This is a genomic window from Tenacibaculum sp. nBUS_03 (assembly GCF_051201695.1).
In the GTDB taxonomy this organism is placed as follows: Bacteria; Bacteroidota; Bacteroidia; order Flavobacteriales; family Flavobacteriaceae; genus Polaribacter.
This window is the reverse complement of record NZ_CP179214.1, coordinates 529086-551033: the sequence shown is the minus strand read 5'-3', so window position 1 is coordinate 551033 and position 21948 is coordinate 529086. Positions and strand designations below refer to the sequence as shown.

General features: G+C 29.7%; 18 protein-coding genes and 1 pseudogene. 11 read left to right on the top strand and 8 right to left on the bottom strand.

Annotated features, from left to right (window positions below; translation table 11 throughout):
* Positions 1 to 39: 39 nt before the first annotated feature.
* Complete coding sequence (locus ACMFBB_RS02525) at positions 40 to 942, bottom strand: lysophospholipid acyltransferase family protein (RefSeq protein ID WP_435262890.1); 903 nt, start codon at positions 940 to 942, stop codon at positions 40 to 42.
* 285 nt (positions 943 to 1227) lie between these two features.
* Between ACMFBB_RS02525 and ACMFBB_RS02520 the strand changes: the two genes are divergently transcribed.
* From ACMFBB_RS02520 to rocD, 4 genes are all read left to right on the top strand, one after another.
* A complete protein-coding gene (locus tag ACMFBB_RS02520) occupies positions 1228 to 1788 on the top strand; it encodes an RNA polymerase sigma factor (protein ID WP_435262889.1) in 561 nt (186 codons plus the stop codon).
* Entirely contained in the window at positions 1775 to 2548 is a 774-nt protein-coding gene (locus ACMFBB_RS02515; protein ID WP_435262888.1) for a hypothetical protein, read from the top strand. Before ACMFBB_RS02520 ends, ACMFBB_RS02515 begins: the two co-directional genes overlap by 14 nt.
* Positions 2549 to 2607: 59 nt before the next feature.
* The gene (locus ACMFBB_RS02510) at positions 2608 to 3666 is read left to right on the top strand and encodes a hypothetical protein (protein WP_435262887.1); all 1059 of its coding nucleotides are present in this window, start codon (positions 2608 to 2610) and stop codon (positions 3664 to 3666) included.
* Positions 3667 to 3960: 294 nt separating this feature from the next.
* Positions 3961 to 5205 carry an ornithine--oxo-acid transaminase gene (gene rocD, locus ACMFBB_RS02505; protein WP_435262886.1) on the top strand — a complete coding sequence of 415 codons (1245 nt, stop codon included), beginning with the start codon at positions 3961 to 3963 and terminating at the stop codon, positions 5203 to 5205.
* A 58-nt stretch (positions 5206 to 5263) separates the two neighbouring features.
* On the opposite strand, the gene ACMFBB_RS02500 is transcribed toward rocD, so the two are convergent.
* The 5 genes from ACMFBB_RS02500 to ACMFBB_RS02480 all read right to left on the bottom strand — a co-directional run bounded on the left by ACMFBB_RS02500 (position 5264) and on the right by ACMFBB_RS02480 (position 9424).
* On the bottom strand, positions 5264 to 7336 hold the full coding sequence (locus ACMFBB_RS02500) for a DEAD/DEAH box helicase (RefSeq protein WP_435262885.1): 2073 nt from the start codon (positions 7334 to 7336) through the stop codon (positions 5264 to 5266).
* Entirely contained in the window at positions 7311 to 8252 is a 942-nt protein-coding gene (locus tag ACMFBB_RS02495) for a hypothetical protein (RefSeq protein WP_435262884.1), read from the bottom strand. The genes ACMFBB_RS02500 and ACMFBB_RS02495 overlap by 26 nt, the downstream gene beginning before the upstream one ends.
* A gap of 234 nt (positions 8253 to 8486) precedes the next feature.
* A complete protein-coding gene (locus ACMFBB_RS02490; protein WP_435262883.1) occupies positions 8487 to 8807 on the bottom strand; it encodes a CCC motif membrane protein in 321 nt (106 codons plus the stop codon).
* Positions 8808 to 8810: 3 nt separating this feature from the next.
* Positions 8811 to 9071, bottom strand: coding sequence for a DUF2752 domain-containing protein (locus ACMFBB_RS02485; protein WP_435264264.1), 261 nt, complete (start codon positions 9069 to 9071; stop codon positions 8811 to 8813).
* A 29-nt stretch (positions 9072 to 9100) separates the two neighbouring features.
* A complete protein-coding gene (locus ACMFBB_RS02480) occupies positions 9101 to 9424 on the bottom strand; it encodes a YbaB/EbfC family nucleoid-associated protein (RefSeq protein ID WP_435264263.1) in 324 nt (107 codons plus the stop codon).
* Between the two features lie 73 nt (positions 9425 to 9497).
* On the opposite strand from ACMFBB_RS02480, the gene ACMFBB_RS02475 reads away from it, so the two are divergent.
* The 4 genes from ACMFBB_RS02475 (at position 9498) to ACMFBB_RS02460 (ending at position 14116) form a co-directional block, all read left to right on the top strand.
* Positions 9498 to 11660, top strand: a complete 2163-nt coding sequence (locus ACMFBB_RS02475; RefSeq protein ID WP_435262882.1) for a S9 family peptidase — start codon at positions 9498 to 9500, stop codon at positions 11658 to 11660.
* A 106-nt stretch (positions 11661 to 11766) separates the two neighbouring features.
* Positions 11767 to 12762 carry a PLP-dependent cysteine synthase family protein gene (locus ACMFBB_RS02470; RefSeq protein ID WP_435262881.1) on the top strand — a complete coding sequence of 332 codons (996 nt, stop codon included), beginning with the start codon at positions 11767 to 11769 and terminating at the stop codon, positions 12760 to 12762.
* Positions 12763 to 12781: 19 nt separating this feature from the next.
* Positions 12782 to 13624 carry a helix-turn-helix domain-containing protein gene (locus ACMFBB_RS02465; protein ID WP_435262880.1) on the top strand — a complete coding sequence of 281 codons (843 nt, stop codon included), beginning with the start codon at positions 12782 to 12784 and terminating at the stop codon, positions 13622 to 13624.
* A gap of 90 nt (positions 13625 to 13714) precedes the next feature.
* Complete coding sequence (locus tag ACMFBB_RS02460; RefSeq protein WP_435262879.1) at positions 13715 to 14116, top strand: GlcG/HbpS family heme-binding protein; 402 nt, start codon at positions 13715 to 13717, stop codon at positions 14114 to 14116.
* 220 nt (positions 14117 to 14336) lie between these two features.
* Here ACMFBB_RS02460 and clpB read toward each other — a convergent pair whose 3' ends face one another.
* Positions 14337 to 16943, bottom strand: coding sequence for an ATP-dependent chaperone ClpB (gene clpB / locus ACMFBB_RS02455; RefSeq protein ID WP_435262878.1), 2607 nt, complete (start codon positions 16941 to 16943; stop codon positions 14337 to 14339).
* Between the two features lie 155 nt (positions 16944 to 17098).
* Between clpB and ytxJ the strand changes: the two genes are divergently transcribed.
* Together ytxJ and ACMFBB_RS02445 are read left to right on the top strand one after the other, a co-directional pair.
* A complete protein-coding gene (gene ytxJ, locus ACMFBB_RS02450; RefSeq protein ID WP_435262877.1) occupies positions 17099 to 17491 on the top strand; it encodes a bacillithiol system redox-active protein YtxJ in 393 nt (130 codons plus the stop codon).
* A gap of 70 nt (positions 17492 to 17561) precedes the next feature.
* Entirely contained in the window at positions 17562 to 19118 is a 1557-nt protein-coding gene (locus tag ACMFBB_RS02445; protein WP_435262876.1) for a DEAD/DEAH box helicase, read from the top strand.
* Positions 19119 to 19174: 56 nt separating this feature from the next.
* Here the strand turns inward: ACMFBB_RS02445 and fahA are convergent, their stop codons facing one another.
* Positions 19175 to 20455 (bottom strand): fumarylacetoacetase, encoded by a 1281-nt coding sequence (gene fahA / locus ACMFBB_RS02440; RefSeq protein WP_435262875.1) that lies wholly within the window; start codon positions 20453 to 20455, stop codon positions 19175 to 19177.
* Between the two features lie 213 nt (positions 20456 to 20668).
* Here fahA and glyA point away from each other — a divergent pair.
* Positions 20669 to 21944: pseudogene (glyA, locus tag ACMFBB_RS02435) on the top strand (serine hydroxymethyltransferase).
* The last annotated feature ends 4 nt before the right edge of the window (positions 21945 to 21948 follow it).

Below are 21948 nucleotides of genomic sequence, written 5' to 3'. Positions count from 1 at the left end.
TAAAAAGTAGTATAGATAAAATTTATGTAAAATGATAGTTTATTTTTTTCTTGAATTTAACCATTGATCGTATTTATCTTTATGCTTAAATCGTTTATGAGACCACAAGTAATAGGCAGGTTGTTCTTTTATCACCTTTTCAGTAATTGATAGGTATTCGTCCATTATTTTAAACTTTTCATAGTCTTTAGGAGTATCGGTAATTAGTGTAAATTCACTTTCATAATACCCTCTTTTAATTTTGATAGTATTGTAATAAACTACAGCAAAATTATATTTCTTAGCAAGCATTTCAGCTCCGGTATGAATTGGAACTTTTACACCAAAAAATTCTTTCCAATAATGAGATTTATGCACCATAGGAGATTGGTCGCTCAATAATATGTATAGTCCTTGTTTTTTCTTCAGATTATTTAAGTGAATTTTTTTAACAGTTTCAGAAGTTTTTATTCCTATAAACCCAAATCTAGATCTAGCTTTTTTTATTTTTTTCTCAAAATAAGGATTCGCAAGTTTAGTATATGAACCATAAACATCAATATCTAAAACAAAGGGTAAACTAACAATCCACTCCCAATTAGCTTTATGTGCACCAACCAAAGCAATACTTTTCCCCTGTTTAGCTAAATTATTTATAAGTTCAGGGTTTTTGTATTTGTAACGTTTTAAGATTTCTTTCTCACTGATAGAAAAAGATTTGATACTTTCAATCATTAAGTCAGTTAGATGCCTGAAAAATTGTTTTGAAAGTTGCTCTATTTCTGAATCCCTTTTTGAAGGGAAAACTAATTTTAAGTTGTTTTTTACTACTTTTTTTCTATAACCAACTACATAATATAATAAGAAGTAAAAAAAATCAGAAATTATATATAACACACGTATAGGTAGTCTTGAAAGTAACCAAAGAAAAGGGTAAGAAATTATATATAGAATAAAATTCATGGATTAAATTTAATTATGCAAATATCTTAATAATATTATTGAAGAATAAAAAGAAGTTTAAAATTTATTTTAAATTAAAAAACTTGTTAATCAGTTTTGTTTTTTGGGGTTACAACTTTTTGATATATAGTATGAAAAGAAATTAGTCGTCTTAATGTTTTTTTATAATTTTAATGAAAACTCTCTATTTTTAAAAATAAATTTGAGAGTTTTTATTTTTGTAGGCAACCATTTTTATTTTATGATCGTCTCTATATTTGAAAGCACAAATTATTTGTAACTGAATTGAAAGTAATATCATTACATAACACTACTTCAAAGCTCATAAAAAAAGCTTGTAAGCAAGATAGGGAAGCTCAAAAGAAAATATTTGAAAAGTATTCTCCTAAAATGTTGGGTGTATGCAGACAGTATGTTAAAGATGACTACCATGCAGAAGAAATGATGTTATCAGGATTTTTTAAGGTTTTTACTAACATTGGTAAATTCAAATTTCAAGGAAGTTTTGAAGGTTGGATTCGTAAAATAATGGTAAATACATGTTTAACATACCTAAAGAAGAGTAAAGATTTAGAGCTTACAGATAAGGAATATGTTTTTGATGGACATTCGATTGATAGCTTAGAAAGTACGAGTGTAGATGATATTCAAAAATTGATAGATAGCTTACCAAATGGATATAAAGTAGTTTTTAATTTATATGCAATAGAAGGGTATAAGCATTCTGAAATAGCCAAAAAATTAAAAATATCTGAAAATACATCAAAATCACAGTTATTTAAAGCCAGGAAATGGTTGCAGACAAATTACATTAAAATGAATACGTTAGAAAATGAAGGAAGATAAAATAGATAAAATAATCAAAAGTAAGCTTGATAGTCGAGAAATTCCTCATTCAAATTCTGCATGGGAGCGTCTAAGTACTCAGCTTGATGACAGACAGTATGAAATCAACAACAAAAAGAAAGTTTATTTCAATTATGCTGCTAGTATGTTATTATTGTTAAGTATTGGTTTTTCTTATTTTATATTTAACTCAAAGGAAAAAATAAAACCAATTTTAGTTAATACTAAATTAGAAACCTTACAAATTGATACATTAAAGACTATAGATGAAATAATTAAAGAAGAAAAAATCCAGATAGCTAAAAAAGTGTATATCTCTATACCTAAAAGTAAAGTAGAAAATAAAAAAATAATTCGTGTTGAAAAAGTAGCGAAAACAAAAAATAATAAAGAAAATTTAATCAAAATTTATACAGAAAAAGAGGTTAAAATTGAAACCCTAGTAGCTAAAAATGAAAATAGTAAAGTAGGTAAAGAAAAAAATAGAATAAAAGTTAGTGGTAAAGATTTATTATTTGCTGTAACACATAACGTTGATGAAGTAAAAAAATACTATGCTAAACACAAATTAAATAGAAATAAAATTATTAATACAATTGAAAGAGAATTAAGAAAGTCAAACCTTAAAATTAATCCGGAAATAATTTTAGCAGAAGTAGAAAATGACTTAATTAATGATCAGTTTAAAGGAAGTTTTATGCATAAAATAAAACTTAAAATATCTGATATTGCTGTGGCTGTCGCTGATAGAAATAAATAAAACTTAAGGCTTATCAGATAATAATTAGCTTAATTTTTTAATATCTTAAAATAAAACAAATGATTAGAATAATACTAATATTAGTGTTGTTTACTACAACTATTGCCTTTTCTCAAGAAAGAACTTTTGAAAAAGAGGTAAGTAAAATATCAAAAAAAATTGATAAAATTACTAAACAACAAAAAGACTCATTAAAGCAAAAAATTAAATTAATAAACAATAAATTAAAAGAAAATAAGATAACAAAAGAAGAAGCTTTGTTGCAGAAAAGCGAGGCAGCTAATTATCATGCAAAGCAAATTGAAGTAAAGGTAAGTTTACAAGAATACAAACTTCAAGAGTTAGTGCAGGATAAAACGAATGGGAAAATAGCTAGTTCTGAAGAGGATGATTCTTTCTCTATCCGAGTTTTTGATAACGATTTTATTGTTTTTGAAGGAAAAAATAAAAGAAAGAAAAAGAAAAAGTTCAATAAAAGAACAACAACACAATTTGTATTTGCTTTAGGGGTAAATAATGTGTTAGAAAATAATAAGTTTAACTCTTTAAATAATTCGCAATACAAATTTTGGCAATCACATTTTTATGAATTAGGCTTTACATTTAAAACAAGATTTAGTAAAGAAGCATCTAAATTATATTTTAAATATGGATTGTCTTTTTTATGGAATAACTTAAGAGCTAAAAATAATCAGTATCATGTTGTAAATAATGACATTACAGTTTTAGAGAGGCATGTTAAATCGTTGTCAGAAAGTAGACTAAGGCATGTTCAAATGACCTTTCCAATGCATTTAGAATTTGATTTTTCAAAAAACAAAAAACTGTCAGATGATAGAATAGTTGATAAAACTCATAATGGAATCAGATTTGGAGTTGGAGGTTTTTTTGGCTTTAAATTAGGTACAAGACAATATTTAGAGTTTAAAAATAATGAATCAATACGTGTAGAAGAGTTACAAAAAGGTGATTTTAATATGAATACTGTTAATTATGGATTAAGCACATATCTTGCTTATGAAGGTATCGGTTTGTATGCTAAATATGATTTAAATCCTTTATTTAAAGATTCCAATACTCGAAATATATCTTTAGGTGTTCGTTTTGATCTTAATTAATGAAACCGTTTCTTAAAAGTTAAAAACTATCTTTTTAAAGATGGTTTTTAAGTTGTTGTGTTTTTAGCTTTGCTCAAGACTAATTATGTTTATGTATTCAAGTAATTAAAGAACCAAATAGCTAATAAATAGCAAAGCAGATGAAAAATGATGATATTCATTTTAGCTTAGATTTAAATTTAGTACTTTTGTTTTATTAGGGATGATTTCTTTCCCACGCTGAATTTTCGAAATTCTTCGAAAGGATAAAGGTAGATAAGGAATGGTTATTTTATAAAATTAAAATTATTAAAAATGGCTGTTTTAGACCAATTAACTTCGCAACAAGCGATCGATTTAGAAAACAAGTATGGAGCACATAATTACCACCCACTACCAGTAGTTTTGAGTAGAGGAGAAGGTGTGCATGTATGGGATGTTGAAGGGAAAAAGTATTACGACTTTTTATCAGCTTATTCAGCAGTAAACCAAGGACATTGTCATCCAAAGATTGTTGGGGCAATGGTGAACCAAGCACAAACATTAACACTAACATCTCGTGCATTTTATAATGACATGTTAGGTAAATATGAAAAATTTGCTACTGAGCTTTTTGGTTTTGATAAATTATTACCAATGAATACAGGTGCAGAAGCTGTGGAAACAGCTTTAAAATTGTCTAGAAAATGGGCTTATGAGGTAAAAGGAATTAACGAAAATGAGGCTCAAATTATTGTTTGTCAAAATAATTTTCATGGACGTACAACAACAATTATTTCTTTTTCGAATGATCCTGTAGCTCGTAAGAATTTTGGTCCTTTTACTAATGGGTTTATCAAAATTGAATACGATAATTTGAAAGCTTTAGAAGAAGCTTTAGAGAAAGAAAGTAATGTAGCTGGTTTTTTAGTAGAGCCTATTCAAGGTGAAGCAGGTGTATACGTTCCATCTGAAGGCTATTTAGCAGCAGCTAAAGCTTTATGCGAAAAACACAATGTACTTTTTATTGCAGATGAAGTACAAACAGGAATTGCTAGAACTGGTAAAATGTTAGCCGTTGATCATGAGAATGTAAAGCCTGATATTTTAATTTTAGGTAAAGCTTTGAGTGGTGGAGCATATCCAGTTTCAGGAGTATTGGCAAATGATGTGGTTATGAATGTTATTAAGCCTGGTAATCATGGTTCTACTTTTGGAGGAAATCCTGTAGCTGCAGCTGTAGCTATAGCTGCATTAGAGGTTGTTAAAGAGGAAAGTTTAGAAGAAAATGCTGAACGCTTAGGTAAGATTTTTAGAGCTGAATTATCTGAATTTGCAAACCAAACTGATTTAGTAAAATCTGTTAGAGGTAAAGGTTTATTGAATGCTATTTTAATTAATGATACTGAAGACAGTTCTACTGCTTGGGATATCTGTATAAAATTACGTGATAACGGTTTATTAGCAAAGCCTACCCATGGAAATATTATTCGTTTTGCACCACCATTAGTAATGAATGAAGAGCAGTTAATGGATTGTATTTCTATTATAAAGAAAACAATTTCAGAATTTAAAAAATAATATTTTTAAACTTTGTACAAAAAAAGGAGTAGTGTAAACTACTCCTTTTTTTATTGACTTAATTAGCCATTTCTAAAATATTTAAATGTTTTTTTAACACTCCAGAAGGAGTGTTTTTTGTTTCATCAAAAATTCTTGTATCGCCAAATAAAATAAAGCTGTCTTTGGCTCTTGATACAGCTACATTTAACATATTGGGTTTGTTGTCTTTATCGAAAAACATGGTTCCTTCGTCTTCATTACTATACACAGAACTAAATAATATAATATTGCGTTCTGCTCCTTGTAAAGCATGTACTGTTCCAAGTTTTATCTTACTCACTTTAAAACCGGCTTCTATTAATGCTTTAGAGAGTTCCCCTTTTTGACTCGCAAATGGAGTGATAATCCCTAATATACTTTCAATGGAGGTTACATTATAAGCTTCTTGTATAGCTTCTTTATTTTGTTGTAACCAAGTAATAATTGCTTTTACTTCATTTAAATTACATCTACTGTTATATTTACGCTCACTAATGCCATCAACATGATAAGCCATCATTGATTGAAATATCTGATCTTCTTTTGCTTTACCTTTCATAGGTTTTAAAATACCTTCATAAGCTAATTCATTACAAAAGTTTATAATTTCATCATTACATCTTCTATGTTCTAGTAGTATTAAGCCAGTTTCTTTTTTGGAGGCTATAGAAGTTTCAAATTCACAAGCATTTTGAGCCATTTTCATAATACTGCCACTGGAAGCTAAAAAACCAAGTTCGTGCAAGTGTTCATTTTCTTTTTCTTCTGCAATGATATTTAGTGATGTTAAATTTCCAACATCAATTTTGGGAGGAATAGACCAAATAGGTTCAATTTGTTTTAAGTCACCAACAACAAAAGCTTTTTGAGCTAGCGAAAAAACAGGAATGCTTACCTCAGGGGTTACTTGCCCTGCCTCATCAATAATTAGTAAGTCTAAAAAATTATATAGCGGAAGGTATTCAAAAATTGGTTTACCTTCTTCGTTCTCACCTTGAAATTGACTATATAAAAAATGCGAAGGAGCCATGTAAAAAGTAGCTACGAAACAAGGAGTAAGCATTGCTCTTCTTTTCCACTTAGCTTTAATTACATTTTCACCAGTTCCTTTTTCTGTATCATTTTCAATAACATCAATTGTTTCAAGTAACCAGCGAGCTTCCCAGTAATGAGTGGCTAATAAAAAAGCACTATGTCGTAATCCTAAGTCAATTTCATCATAAAAAAAGCGATGTGTTTTATCTTTATTTTTTGCTTTTTCATACTCATAATCCCACATTTTTTCTTCAGAAACAAAAGGGTATCCTTGAATATTATTTTGAAGTTTCCAGTTGTTTAACTTTAAGTTTGCTTGTAGCACCATATTCAGATTGTAAATACAATCTTTGATGAAGGCTAAAGTAGATGCATTACTTGAAAGATTTTCTTCAGTAGTTTTAAAAGAATACTCTGAGTTTTCTGAAGTTGTTTCCTTAGAAGGAGAAACAACGAAAAAATATTTTTTTATTTTATTAATAAAATCAGGATCGTTAGAATATGATTTAAGCTCAGTAAAAAGAGTTCTCCATTCTTGTAGCTTTGATATTTTAAAGGTGTTTTTCTCAATAAAATCTTCTTTATTTACTAGAATCTTATTGATTTTATCAATGTAATTTAGGTAGTCACTAGAAAAATTTACACTGTCAATAAGATGATTTTCAATATTGATTATTTCTTCCTGTAAATGCATACAGGCATCTTCTAAAGAGTTTGTTTCTACTCCAAAATAATTATTGTATTTTGTTAAAAAATAATATTCAGCTTCGTAAACGTATTTATCATTTTCTAAGTCACATAAAGTACCTTCATGACCAAATAAATTACCTTTTAAAAAATTAATATTCTTTAAATGTTTTACACTTTTTGAGTTGGAAGGTAAGTAGGTTGCATATCCATTGAAATCAGGAACCCAACGTTCAGCTAATTCTCCCATGTTACTTTCTGAGTTAATAAAACTATCTATAATATTAGTAACAGCTTGGTTGTTATTAGAACAGGCTAATATAATAGGAGCTTCCTCTCCTTTAATGGCAGCTTTAACAACTTCAGTAGCAACTAAACTTTGTAACAATGTAGTTTTTCCTGTTCCTGGAGGTCCGATTTACAGCTGTAACTGAGTTCTTTTCCGCTGTTAAGTATGACAATAAAGTTTTACGCTGACTTATTGATAAAGGAAATTCATTTGACATTTGTCCTAAATGCAAATGATTATAATTTAAAAAATCATAATTAGTTATTGGTGCTTTTCTTGTTCTATTTAGTGGGTTTATTATTTTTGATAATACAGGTAACTCTTCTGTTTCGTTTAATAGGTTTTGGTATAAGAATAAAATACTTTTTGCCGTAGAAATTTTTGAGCTTATTGCAAAATAAGTAAGTTTATATTCAGTGGTATATCTTTCTTTTCTATAATTAGATAAGTTGCTATAAGTTATTTCTGAAAAAATTTCATTTACATATGTCCAATAATCATCCCATCCTATTAATTCATTTCCATAACTAGGTTCAGGTTGTTCAATATCTCTAGCCATCATAACAGTGTCTAATGAAGAAAAGATAAAATCATTTTTTACATCGGCAATAGGGTCAAGATAGTTACGGACTACCAGAGGGAATATGTCATTAGGAGCTGATAAGTTTCCTGATCGATCTACCTTGGCAGCAATCCAAAAAGGATATATTGTCCGCTGTTTAAAATTTGGGTTATCTGTTTGATATTGTAAATGAAATGGAGCAATAAGAATTTCAGTTTCACTTACCTCATGCCATTTAGGATTGTCTTTTTTACTGATACCTTTTAATCTATTTATTCTTCTTTCTTCTACATCTAATAATTCATTAGCTTGTTTTGGGTTCAAAAGGGCTGTGCTTAAATCAGCATTATTTTGATGAAATAGATTTTTGATTCTTGATATGTCAATAGCCAAGTTTTCACTATCAAATAAACTGTTTTTGTAATAATGTAGCCAGTTTTTTTCGTTGTCCATTCGTGCGCTTTAAGTGCTCTAAATTAATTGTGGTTTTTTGGGGGAGAACGGCGAAAATAAGAGTTTTAAATTATTTATATTTAGAAATAGAATTGTTTTAATTAACAATTTTAGGTGCTAAGAGTTTATCTTTAAGTATTCAAATACTTAGAGTAAAAAATAGTTGAAATTAAAAAAGCTACGCCTTTTTGAACACAAAAATGGCGTAGCTTTTTTAATTTTATTTTCTGATTTTTATTGTTCGTATTGTTCCATCATTTGTCGTGATTGCTCCATGATATTATCCCAACCTATAGTGTAAATTTGATAAGCAGTATAGGTTAAATATAAAACATTAATAATTAAAATTACTAAAGCAATTATTTTACCAGTGTAGATGCTATCTTGATTCGTATATAAATCTGGGTTATTATAGTATTTTTTTAGCTCAGTATGTGCAATATAAAAAGCAATACCAGAAGGTATAATACCAATTCCTGCACAGCAACATAAAGGAAGTCCTACAATAGCCAAAATATAAATAAGAGGTCCGTATTGTAATTGTTTAGATTCCATAGTTTATAGTATTTTTAATATAAAGTTTCCTACGATTAATATTGTGTTTAATATTAGTAAGAAGCGAATTGTTTTTTGAGAATTGTTATACTTGAATTTAAAATTTAGAAGGATATACACTAAAAAAAATAATAAGGAATAGATTGCTGGATATATTTTAAAAGCAGCCAAAAATTCACCTTTCAAAAGAAATACTATAGCTCTTTGAAATCCACATCCTAAACAATCCAGTCCGAAAATTTTTTTATTCAGACATGGTAGCATGTAATCTTCTAATTTTAAAAACATTTTCTTTATTTAAACATATCCATTCCTGGAATATTAGGCATACCAGTTTTAGCAGCAATGGCTAATTCTTGTTCATTTATTTCACTAGCTCTTTGTAAAGCCTTATTTAATGCTAGAATTAAATAATCTTCTAGTTCTTCACGATCTTCAAGTAAGCTTTCATTAATTGTAATAGCTTTAATTTCTCTATTGGCTGTTACGGTAACTTTTAAATTATCATTAGCAACAGCTTCATCGATTAAAACAGTATTTAATCTTTTTTTTGTTTCTTCTACTTTTTCTTGGGCTTCTTTTAGTTTGCCCATCATACCAGAAATATCTCCAAACATTGATTTATTATTTACATATTTATTGAATAACAAATGTAGTATTTTCATAAGAAATTTAATCTCTTAAATAAAAATGAAAAAAATAATGCTATCTCCTATGGCTTTTAGTCTTATTTTTGCATCCCGCAAAAATGATACAATGAAAATAGATATTAAAGCACCAGTAGCTGATAAGCAATTAACTAAGTTAGAAAAACATGGTGATATTAGAGAAGATAATTACTTTTGGATGCGTTTAACAGATGAGCAAAAAAATGCTGAAGTTAAAGACGCTCAAACTCAAAAAGTATATGATTATTTGAATGCAGAGAATGACTTCTATAATAAAATGACTGAAGAAACCAATGATTTTCAAGAACAGTTGTTTCAAGAAATGAAGGGAAGAATAAAAGAAGATGATGAGTCTGTTCCTTATAAAAGTAATGGGTATTTTTATATAACTCGATATGAAAAAGGACAGCAATACCCTATTTTTAGCCGCAAAAAAGAAAATTTAGAGGCTAAGGAAGAGGTTATGTTTAATGTAAATGATGAGGCAAAAGGATATGAGTATTTTCAGTTGGGTGGGTTAAGTATATCTCCAGATAATACGTTGACAACTTTTGCTGTTGATACAGTTAGTAGGCGTCAATATACTATTCAGATTAAAAATTTAGAAACAGGAGAAATTTATTCTGATAAAATTGAAAATACTACAGGAGGCTCTGTATGGGCTAATGATAATAAAACTTTATACTACACTAAAAAAGACCCTGTAACTCTTCGAAGTTCTCAAATATATAAGCATGTTTTAGGAGCTGATTCTAAAGATGATGTGTTAGTGTTTGAAGAAAAGGATGAAACTTTCGGGACTTTTGTAACTAAAACAAAATCAAAAAAATATATAGTAATAGGTTCTTATAATACTGTTTCTTCTGAATATCAAGTGCTAGAAGCTGATAACCCTGATGGAGAGTTTAAAGTGATTCAACCACGCGAAAGAAATTTAGAATATGATATAGCACATTATGAAGATCACTTTTACATAAAAACTAATAAAGATGGAGCTATTAATTTTAAATTAATGAGAACTCCTGAAAAGAAAACGTTAAAAGAAAACTGGGTAGATGTAATACCACATAGGGAAGATACTTTATTTGAAGATTTTTCTATTTTTAAAGAGTATCTTGTTCTTGAAGAAAGAAATGAAGGGTTAAATAAAATTAGAATAAAGAGGTGGGATAATACTTCTGATTATTATTTACCTTTTGAAGAAGAAACATATTCTGCTGATGTATATTCAAATCCTGATTTTGATACAGATGTCATTCGTTATTCTTATAATTCAATGACAACTCCAAATTCTATAATTGATTTCAATATGAAAAATCAATCGAAGAATATTAAAAAAGAGCAAGAAGTTTTAGGAGGAACTTTTAATAAGAAGAATTATATAAGTAAACGTATTTGGGTTACAACCCGTGATGGTGAAAAAGTAGTTTTATCTATAGTACATCATATAGGTACTAAAATAGATGAAAATACACCAGTATTACAGTATGCTTATGGATCATACGGGTATACGATACCAGATGGTTTTTCAACGACACGTTTAAGTTTACTTGATAGAGGTTTTGTATATGCATTAGCGCATGTTAGAGGAAGTCAGTATTTAGGGCGTGAATGGTATGAAGATGGTAAAATGTTGAAAAAGAAAAATACATTCACTGATTTTATTGATTGCTCAAAGTACTTAATTGATAACGGGTATACTTCTCCAAAGCATTTATATGCAATGGGAGGTTCTGCTGGAGGTTTGTTGATGGGAGCTATTGTTAATATGAACCCTGAGTTGTATAATGGAATTATTGCAGCTGTTCCTTTTGTTGATGTTATCTCAACAATGTTAGATGACAGTATTCCTTTAACTACTGGTGAATACGATGAGTGGGGAAACCCTAATGATAAGGAGTATTATGATTACATAAAGTCATATTCACCATATGATCAAGTAGCAGCAAAAGAGTACCCAAATATGCTAATTACTACTGGTTTACATGATAGTCAAGTACAGTATTGGGAACCGGCCAAATGGGTAGCAAAACTAAGAGAGGTTAAAACAGATTCAAACATGTTGTTTTTGCATACAAATATGGAAGCAGGGCATGGAGGTGCTTCAGGGAGGTTTGATGCTTTAAAAGAATTAGCCGAAGAATATACGTTCTTTTTAATGTTAGAGCAAAAGTTAGAAAAATAGTTTTATTTTTGCCCTCGGAAAGAGTAGGGCGTCATTACGAGAAAACATAGTAAATCTTAAATTTCGTCAAATATTCTTGTAATGACGCCTTTTATATTAGATAAGAATGAGACACGCTGGTATTACCAATACAATTTTAGATTTAGTAGGAGAAACACCATTAGTAGAATTACACAGTATAACAAAAAACATCCCAGGAAAGCATTATGCTAAGGTAGAAGCTTTTAATCCAGGGCATTCAGCTAAAGATAGGATTGCACTTCATATTATAGAATCAGCGGAGAAAAAAGGGATTGTTAAGAAAGGAGATATAATAGTAGAGACTACATCGGGAAATACAGGTTTTTCCTTAGCAATGATAAGTATTGTAAAAGGATATAGATGTATTTTGGCGGTTAGTGATAAATCATCTCAAGATAAAATTGATATGTTAAAAGCTATGGGAGCAGAAGTTCATATTTGTCCAGCTAATGTAGCAGCTGATGATCCTCGTTCTTATTATGAAGTAGCAAAAAGATTACACAAAGAAAACCCTGGTTCTATATATATTAATCAGTATTTTAATGAACTAAATATTGAGGCTCATTATGTAAGTACAGGTCCAGAGATATGGGAGCAAACAAAAGGTAAAATAACTCATTTAGTAGCTGCCAGTGGAACAGGAGGGACAATTTCAGGTACTGGACAGTTTTTAAAAGAGAAAAATCCTGAGATTAAAATCTTAGGAGTTGATGCCATAGGGTCAGTGCTTAAAAAATACCATGAAACAGGTGAATTTGATACCAATGAAATTAGTCCTTATAAAATTGAGGGATTAGGAAAGACGTTAATTCCTACATCAACCGATTTTGATGTTATAGATATTTATGAAAAAGTAGCAGATAAAACATCAGCTTTAAAAGCTAGAGAGCTAGTTAAAACTGAAGGTATTTTTGCAGGATATACCTCTGGTGCTGTTTTACAGGGGGTTCAGCAATATGCTGATAAAAATTATTTTGATGAAGATAGTATAGTTGTAGTTATTTTGCCTGATCATGGGTCACGATATATGAATAAAATTTATTCTGATGATTGGATGAATGAGCAAGGCTTTTTTAATTAATTTCTATAGGTTTTAAGAAGTGTCTAAATTTACTATTGATAACGTACCCGATTCCTATATTAAAGGGAAAGAAAATCCTGAACTTTTTGTTTACGATCTAAAAATGGTGGATAATGCCATTAAAACAAAGGTAAATTTAAATATGCATATGTTTAGCTTTTTACAGAAAGGTAAAAAGCAAGTCCATTTTGCTGATAGTAAAGTACAAGTAGATAATTCACAATCAATTTTAATAAAAAAAGGAAATTGTTTGTGGAGCGAAATATTAGATAGAGATGAAGTATACTATTGCAAGCTTTTGTTTTTTTCAGAAGATAAATTAAAGAAATTTATTGAAAATCATATTGATAAAAAAGAGAATTCAAAAAGTATAGCTCCCTATTTTGTAATTGAAAATGATGATTATTTAGGTTATTATTTAAATTCTTTAAATAATATAAGTACTAATTCTTCCAGATTTATGGTAGACTTACTGTCTTTAAAATTAGAAGAACTGTTGTTATACTTACTGAATAAATACGGTGAATTATTTGAAAATTATATTTGTAGTTTAATACTTAAAGAAGAATCGGCATTTCAATCTACCATTGAAAAAAATATATATTCGTCACTAACAATAGAAGAAATTGCTTTTTTATGCAATATGAGTTTGTCTACTTTTAAAAGAAATTTTATTAGAGAATATGAAGTTTCTCCTGGGAAGTGGTTTCGGAACAAACGTCTAGATAAAGCGAAGGAGCTTTTAGAAAAAGGGGATTTAAAAGTGTCTGATGTTTATTTAGATTTAGGGTATAATAATCTTCCTAGTTTTAGTAGTGCTTTTAAAACAAAATTTGGAATAAGTCCTTCTCAGTTAAAATGACCTTTTTTCATAAGTTATTTGACCCTTTAAAGTAAACAAAAATGTATATTCTAATACTAAATTTGCAGTATAAATATAAATGAATTCAAAATGAATATAGTATTAGAGCAAGCAGAAGAAATTATAAAAGTAGCAAAAGCTAAATCTAAGGAGTTAAACACAAAAATGAATATTGCTGTTGTTGATGCAGGAGCAAATTTAGTTGCGTTTGCTAGAATGGACGATGCATGGTTAGGTTCTTTAGACATATCAATAAAAAAAGCAAAAACAGCACGTTTTTTTGATATGAACACAGGGGTAATAGGTGAATTATCTCAACCAGGTGGTTCTTTGTATAATATTGAGCATTCAAATAACGGATTAATAACTTTTCCAGGAGGAGTTCCTTTAAAAAATTCTGAAGGAACTATAATTGGAGCAATTGGAGTAAGTGGAAGTTCTGTTGAAAATGATCATGCAGTAGCTGAAGCCGGAGCAAAAGCAATTTTATAAAAGCATATAGCTTAATGTAAAAAAGGTAGCATCATTGCTACCTTTTTTTATACTTAAAAAAACATTTAGCAAACTTATTTTTATTATTCCTTGTTATTTGTTAGATGCAAGTAGTAGTAGTTTGATTTTTTTGATCGAATATTTGCTGCTAGTTGCTGATTATTGGTCATTAGCAAAAAAGACTAAAACATTAATGTTTTAGTCTTTTTTTGTTTTTGATTTAATTGGTTTCGATTAAATTTGATTGATTTCTAAAAACAAGTTTATCATCAAATGCATCCAATAAAATAATGCTATCAGTAGTAAGTTTTCCAGATAAGATTTCTTTAGATAAGGCATTTAAAACATCCTTTTGTATTACTCGTTTTACAGGACGAGCTCCAAATTCTGGTTGGTACCCTTTATTTGCTAAATAATTGATGGCTTCATCTGTAGCATCGATTGTAATATTTTGCTTTGCTACCAATTGCTTCACGTTATTTAATTGAAGTCTCACAATATGTTTAATATTGTTTTGAGATAATGGAGTAAACAAAATAATATCATCTATTCTATTTAAAAACTCAGGTCTAACACTTTGTTTTAATAAACCAAGAACTTCTGTTTTTGCCAACTCCATTGAAGTAAGAATATCATTTTTCATATTTTCAAACTTCTCTTGAATTATATGACCGCCCATATTTGAAGTCATAATTATAATTGTATTTTTAAAATCAGCAACTCGTCCTTTATTATCAGTTAACCTTCCTTCATCTAATACCTGTAATAATATATTGAAAGTATCAGGGTGTGCTTTTTCAATTTCGTCTAAAAGAACAACAGAATACGGTTTTCTTCTTACTGCTTCTGTTAATTGTCCGCCTTCATCATAGCCAACATATCCTGGAGGAGCTCCAACTAACCTACTTACTGAGTGTTTTTCTTGGTATTCACTCATATCAATTCGAGTCATTGCATTTTCATCATCAAATAGGTAATCAGCCAGGGCTTTTGCAAGTTCAGTTTTACCAACTCCGGTTGTTCCTAAGAATAAAAAAGAACCTATAGGTTTATTAGGGTTTTGTAGGCCAGCTCTTGAGCGGCGTACAGCATCTGACACGGCTTCAATAGCTTCTTCTTGACCTACAACACGTTTATGTAATTCGTCTTCTAATTTTAATAATTTTTCACGTTCAGATTGTAGCATTTTAGTAACTGGAACTCCTGTCCATTTAGCAACAACTTCAGCAATATCATCGTAGTTAACCTCTTCTTTTATTAAGCAGTTTTCTTGCTGATTGGCTAATACTAATTGTTGTTGGTCTAGTTTTTCTTGCGTTTCCTTGATTTTTCCATATCGAAGTTCTGCTACTTTACCATAGTCACCATTGCGTTCTGCTTTTTCAGCTTCTAGTTTATAATTTTCTATATCAGATTTTAACTGCTGAATATTGTCTACTATGTTTTTTTCTGATTGCCATTTAGCATTTAATTCATTGCGTTCTTCTTTGATATTACCTAGGTCAGCATTTAATGATTTTAATTTGATTTCATCATTTTCACGCTTAATAGCTTCAATCTCTATTTCTAATTGCATTATTTTACGGTCAAGAACATCTAGTTCTTCTGGTTTAGAATTAATCTCCATACGTAATTTAGATGCAGCTTCATCCATTAAATCGATGGCTTTATCAGGTAAAAACCTATTAGTAATATAGCGTTGAGATAATTCGACGGCACCTATAATTGCCTCGTCTTTAATTCGTACTTTATGGTGTGTTTCGTATTTATCTTTTATACCTCTTAAAATAGAAATAGCACTTTCTGTATCAGGTTCATCAACTAATACTTTTTGAAAACGTCGTTCTAATGCTTTGTCTTTTTCAAAGTATTTTTGATATTCATCTAATGTAGTAGCCCCAATGGCTCTAAGTTCTCCGCGTGCTAAAGCTGGTTTTAAAATGTTAGCTGCATCCATGGCTCCTTGGCCGCCACCAGCGCCGACTAAAGTGTGGATTTCGTCAATAAATAAAACAATATCACCTTCAGAAGTCGTTACTTCTTTGATAACAGATTTTAAACGTTCTTCAAATTCACCTTTATATTTAGCACCTGCAACTAGGGCTCCCATATCTAATGAGAAAATTAACTTATCTTTTAGGTTTTCAGGAACATCTCCACGAATTATCCTGTGAGCTAAACCTTCAGCAATAGCAGTTTTACCTGTACCTGGTTCACCAACTAATATAGGGTTGTTTTTCGTTCTTCTTGATAGAATTTGTAAAAGACGCCTTATTTCTTCATCTCTTCCAATAACTGGGTCTAATTTTCCGTCTTGTGCTAGTTGGTTTAAGTTTTTGGCATATTTATTTAAAGAATTATATGTTTCTTCAGCGTTTTGCGAGGTAACTCTATTTCCTTTACGTAATTCTTCTATAGAATTTTGTAGATTTTTTTCAGTTACACCTTGGTCTTTTAATACTTGTGCAATTTGACTTTTTGATTTAAATATAGCTAAAATTAAATGTTCTATAGAAACATATTCATCATTCATTTTCTTAGCTATAACAGAAGCTTCTGTGAGACTTTTTCCTGCTTCAGGTGAAAGTGTTAGGTTAGCACCCGTAACTTTAGAAAAACTATCTAATTGTTTGTCTAATATTTGTTGTACAATAATAATGTTAACATTTAATTTTTTTAAAATAAATGGCAACACATTTTCATCAACTGAAAATAAAGCTTTAAAAATATGTTCGTTTTCAATTTGATTATGTTGATACTCTTGCGCTATTTGTTGCGCCTGTTGTATAGTTTCTTGTGATTTTATTGTATAATTGTTAAAATTCATAATCATTTATTTTTATATGAACTAGTCAAATTTAATACCAATACTTTTTAAAAGATGTAATAAGTCAAAATGGCATTTTATCTGGTGTTTATACTGACTTTTTGACAATTGAAAGGTTCTGGTTTTATTATCGACAGAAAAACGAAACAATAATAATGGGAATATTAAATTCATTTTTTGGAAAATCATCATCAGATAATAAAGAAGAAAAATCTTTAGTTAATTGGATACCTTTACGAAGCATTGATCAACTTAAGGAAATTGAGGTGTTATCAAATAAAGAACCAATAGCAATTTTTAAACATTCAACGCGTTGTGGAATTAGTAGAATGGTCATCCAACGTTTTGAAAGTAGCTTTGATCAAAGTTTGAAAGATTTTAAAGTTTATTATTTAGATTTATTGAATTACCGTGAGTTGTCTAATGAAATAGGCTATAAATTTCAGGTAATACATCAGTCTCCTCAGCTACTGATTATAAAAAGAGGAGAGGCTGTAGCTTATGCTTCTCATTATGATATTACTAACATAGATTTAAAAAGTTTTTAAATTTTATAATGTTTTTACTGGTATTTACTTAAATAGGTCGTATTTTCGCATACTTCAAAATAGTACAAAATTGAGTAAAGAAACAGCGACGACTAAGCCAATTGTAGGTAAGAATTTATACGATTATCAAAAGGAAGCGTTACACAAAATTTTTAAAAGTTTTGAAAATGCCCCCGAAAATTATCACCTACTGTATCAATTACCAACAGGAGGAGGAAAGACAGTTATTTTTTCTGAAATTACCCGTCAATATTTAAAGCATTATCAAAAAAAGGTGTTAATAATGACGCACCGTATTGAATTGTGTAAGCAAACAGCTAAAATGTTAAGTGAATTCAAGGTTGATAATAAAATCATTGATAGCAAAGCAGATTTAGACGATCAAAGTAGTTTTAGTTGTTTTGTGGCAATGGTTGAAACTTTGAATAACCGTTTGAATGATGATATGTTAGATATATCTGATGTAGGATTGGTTATTATTGATGAGGCTCATTATAATTCATTTACTAAACTTTTTAAGTTTTTTAATAAGTCGTTTGTCTTAGGTGTTACAGCAACTCCATTGAGTTCTAACATCAAGTTGCCAATGAAGAACAATTATGATGAATTAATTGATGGTGAAAGTATTGGTAATTTAATAGAAAATGAATATTTAGCAAAAGCAAATGTTTTTTCTTATAATGTTGGGTTAACTTCATTAGAAGTAGGTGCAAATGGTGATTATACTGTAAAATCTTCTGAAGATTTATATACAAATTCTGACATGCTTTCTAAATTATTACAAGCATATGAAGAACGTGCAAAAGGAACTAAGACTTTAATTTTTAATAATGGAATAAACACATCTTTACATGTTTTTGATACCTTTAAAAGAGCAGGATATCCTATTGCTCATTTAGATAATACAAATACTAAAAAAGAACGTGATTTTATTTTAAAATGGTTTCATAAAACACCAAATGCGATTATCACGTCTGTAAGTATATTAACTACAGGTTTTGATGAGCCTTCAGTGAAGTCTATTATATTAAATAGAGCAACAAAATCACTAACTTTATATTATCAAATGATTGGTAGAGGATCACGTGTTTTACCTAATAAGTCTGAATTTAATGTAATAGATTTAGGTAATAATTTTCATAGATTTGGTCCTTGGGGTGCTGATTTAGATTGGCAGAAGATGTTTAGAGCACCTAACTTTTATCTTGATAATTTATTAAGTGATGAAGAACTTGAAAGCGAATTTAAATATGAGCTTCCTGCCGATGTGAAAAAGGAATTTTCTAATTCCAAAGATTTGTATTTTGATGTAAAGAAAGTATATGTTGATACTATACAATCTGGTCAATCTTCAAAAAAAGTATTAGAGAAGTCTATTGAGCATCATGCAAAGCTATGTATTGAAAACAGTGAAGATGTTTTTGATGCACTAATTTTAGCTAAAAAATTAGGTGGAGATATAGATGATAGAATTTTTAGGTATTCAAAATGTATATGTAAAAGTACTCATAATTTTATCGATTGGTTACAAGATGATTATCGTAAAAAATTAAATGCTTACTTACGATCAAATTTTGATGAAGTGTATGAACAAATTTTTGGACATCCACCACCAGAAGAGGAATAAAATAAAAAAATCCAGTTCAATACGAACTGGATTTTTTTATCTAATAATTTTTTAACTTATTCAATTGCAGGTAAAATTTTACCAATACATTCTCCAAAGCCAATACGAACTTTGTCATTTTTTGAATACCCACGCATGATAACAGTATCATTATCATTGATAAATTTACGTTCGCTTCCATCATTCATTTTGATAGGATTTTGACCTCTCCATGTTAATTCTAACATTGATCCAAAACTATCTTGTGTTGGACCTGAAATTGTTCCACTTCCCATCATATCTCCAGCGTTAACAGGGCAACCATTTACAGTATGATGCGCTAATTGCTGAACCATAGTCCAGTACATGTACTTGAAGTTAGAGTTACAAACAACAGTTTCTTCTTTATCTTCAGGTTGAATAGCCATTTGTAAATTAATATCGTAACTGTCTTTACCTTCTTTGCGTAAGTAAGGTAAAGGTTCATGTACTTGTTTAGGGTTTTCTACTCTAAAAGGCTCTAAAGCATCTAAGGTAACAATCCAAGGTGATATAGTTGAAGCAAAGTTTTTACCTAAAAATGGACCTAATGGAACATATTCCCATCCCTGAATATCACGAGCTGACCAGTCATTGAATAATACTAATCCAAAAATATAGTCTTCAGCTTCTTCAATAGGTATTCTTTCACCTAAATCGTTTGCAACTGTAGTAATAAACGCCATTTCTAATTCAAAATCTAATAATTTTGAAGGACCAAAGTTAGGTGTTATTTCACCTTCATTAGGTCTAGATTGCCCCACAGGTCTTCTTATAGGAGTTCCAGACGGAATAATAGAAGAGCTTCTACCGTGGTAACCGATAGGTATTTGTAGCCAGTTTGGAAATAAAGCATTTTCAGGGTCTCTGAATAATGAACCTACATTTGTAGCATGCTCTTTACTAGCATAGAAATCAGTATAATCACCTACACTAACAGGTAATTGCATTTCTATTTCATCTATTCTAAAAATCACTTTGTCTTTATGTTCAGCATTGTCTCTTAAACTACTGTTTTTGACATCAAAAATTTCAGCAATTCTATTACGAACTAAACGCCAAGTTTTACGACCATCAGCAATAAAGTCATTTAAGGTATCTTGCAAAAAAATATCATCGGTTAAAGGAATCCCTTCAAAATATCCAAGCTGATGTAAGGCACCTAAATCAATAGCGAAGTCACCAATTCTTGTTCCAATTGTGATAATATCATCTTTTGTAAGAAAAACACCAAAAGGTATGTTTTGAATCGGAAAATCAGAGTTTTCTGTTACAGTTAACCAAGATTTTCTATTCGGGTTATTTGCGGTTATTTCCATTAATTGTATTGTTTAATTTTTTATCAAACCTACATATTTTTTTTGAATTTTAATGAGGTTAAAAAGTAAAAAATGTAAAAAAATGTACACAAAAGAGTAATATAGTATCAATAATTAACTAATCCCTATAATTATGTGAAAATACTTACATTCCAAATTAAAATTGTTGATAAAATGATTACATTTGGCAACAAAATTTAACAACATATAGTAATGCAAAAAGATCATCAAATTTTTGACCTTATAGCTGAAGAAAAAAAACGTCAGTTAAATGGGTTGGAGCTAATAGCTTCTGAGAACTTTGTAAGTGAGCAAGTAATGGAAGCGCAAGGATCAATTTTAACAAATAAATACGCAGAAGGATATCCTGGTAAAAGGTATTATGGAGGATGTGAAGTAGTTGATATTGTTGAACAAATTGCAATTGATAGGGCTAAGGAATTATTTGGAGCTGCTTATGTTAATGTGCAACCACATTCAGGTAGTCAGGCAAATACAGCTGTGTTTGCTACTTGTTTAAATCCTGGTGATACTATTTTAGGTTTTGATTTATCTCATGGAGGTCATTTAACCCATGGTTCGCCAGTTAACTTTTCAGGAAAATTATACAACCCTGTATTCTATGGTGTTGATAAGGAAACTGGATTAATAGACTACAATCATTTAGAGCAACAAGCTAATGAACATAAACCTAAATTAATTATTGCAGGAGCTTCAGCGTATTCTCGTGATATTGATTTTAAGAAATTTAGAGAGATAGCTGATAGTGTAGGAGCTATTTTAATGGCTGATATTTCGCATCCAGCTGGTTTAATTGCCAAAGGAATTTTATCAGACCCTTTACCTCATTGTCATATAGTAACTACAACTACACACAAAACATTACGTGGACCTCGAGGTGGAATGATAATGATGGGCCAAGACTTTGAGAATCCTTTTGGATTAACTTTAAAAAGTGGTAAACCAAAAAAGATGTCAATTTTGTTAAACTCTTCAGTATTTCCTGGGAATCAAGGAGGTGCCTTTAGAGCATGTGATTGCTGCTAAAGCAGTTGCATTTGGTGAAGCATTAACGGATGGTTTTTTAGAGTATCAAATACAGGTTCGTGAAAATGCCAGAGCAATGGCAGCGGCTTTTGTAGCTAAAGGATATGATATTATTTCTAAAGGTACTGATAATCACATGATGCTAATCGATTTACGAAATAAAGGTATTACTGGTAAAGACGCTGAAATAGCTTTAGGTAAAGCTGAGATTACTGTAAATAAAAATATGGTTCCTTTTGATACAGAATCACCTTTCGTAACTTCAGGTATCCGTATTGGTACTTCAGCTGTAACTACTCGTGGTTTAAATGAAGAGGATATGATTGTTGTTGTTGATTTAATTGATGAAGCAATAACAAATGCTACTAATGAAGAAGTCTTAGAAGCAATAGGAGAAAAAGTTTATGATTTAATGCATCAGAGAAGGTTATTTGTGATGTAATCAT